Annotated in this window: 1 rRNA gene; it reads left to right on the forward strand. The window is 48.1% G+C overall.

Going from position 1 to position 1456, the window contains the following annotated elements:
* Positions 1–1456: ribosomal RNA gene (locus FFS26_RS22345) — 23S ribosomal RNA — on the forward strand; the annotation flags it as partial.

The raw sequence follows: 1456 nt of genomic DNA on the forward strand, positions 1-1456 counted from the left end.
ATAGTTAGTAGGATTAGACGCGAAACCTTGTGATCTACCCATGGGCAGGTTGAAGCTCTGGTAACACAGAGTGGAGGACCGAACCGGTTGACGTTGAAAAGTCTTCGGATGACCTGTGGGTAGGGGTGAAAGGCCAATCAAACTGGGAGATAGCTCGTACTCTCCGAAATGCATTTAGGTGCAGCGTCGTATATAAGTTTATTAGAGGTAGAGCTACTGATTGGATGCGGGGGTTTCATCGCCTACCAATTCCTGACAAACTCCGAATGCTAATAAATGTTCTACGGCAGTGAGGGCATGGGTGCTAAGGTCCATGTCCGAGAGGGAAAGAACCCAGACCAACAGCTAAGGTCCCCAAATATATGTTAAGTTGAAACAACGCGGTTGGACTGCATTGACAGCTAGGATGTTGGCTTGGAAGCAGCCATTCATTTAAAGAGTGCGTAACAGCTCACTAGTCGAGCGGTCCGGCATGGATAATAATCGGGCATAAACATATTACCGAAGCTATGGATTTATATTTTAGATATATCTGGTAGGAGAGCATTCTATTTGCGCTGAAGCAGTACTGTGAGGTATTGTGGAGCGGATAGAAAAGAAAATGTAGGCATAAGTAACGATAAAGCAGGCGAGAAACCTGCTCACCGAAAGACCAAGGCTTCCTCAGCCATGCTAATCAGCTGAGGGTTAGTCGGGACCTAACGCGAACCCGAAAGGGGTAGTGGATGGACAATGGGTTAATATTCCCATACTTGCTCACAATAAAAGGGGACGGTTGGATGTAGCTGCTGGAGACTGACGGAATAGTCAAGGCCTAGCCTTCGGGCGAAGCTGCTGTAGTGTAATCTGATCCAAGAAAAGCCGAAGTGAAGCAACCCGTACCAAAACCGACACAGGTGGTCGAGGAGAGAATCCTAAGGTGCTCGAGTGAGTCGTGGCTAAGGAACTAGGCAAAATAGTCTCGTAACTTCGGAAGAAGAGACGCCATCAGCAATGGTGGCCGCAGTGAAGAGGCCCAGGCGACTGTTTATCAAAAACACAGGACTCTGCTAAATCGAAAGATGCTGTATAGGGTCTGACACCTGCCCGGTGCTGGAAGGTTAAGGAAGGTGCTTAGCGTAAGCGAAGGCATTAACTGAAGCCCCAGTAAACGGCGGCCGTAACTATAACGGTCCTAAGGTAGCGAAATTCCTTGTCGGGTAAGTTCCGACCTGCACGAATGGTGTAACGATCTGGGCACTGTCTCAGCCACGAGCTCGGTGAAATTGTAGTATCGGTGAAGATGCCGATTACCCGCAATGGGACGAAAAGACCCTGTGAACCTTTACTATAACTTCGTATTGACTTTGAGTAAGTAATGTGTAGGATAGGTGGGAGGCTTTGAAGCAGGCACGCTAGTGTTTGTGGAGCCGACGTTGAAATACCACCCTTTACTTACTTGGAGCCTAACTTCTTT

This window comes from Chryseobacterium sp. 2VB (assembly GCF_005503635.1).
Lineage (GTDB): Bacteria > Bacteroidota > Bacteroidia > Flavobacteriales > Weeksellaceae > Chryseobacterium > Chryseobacterium cupriresistens.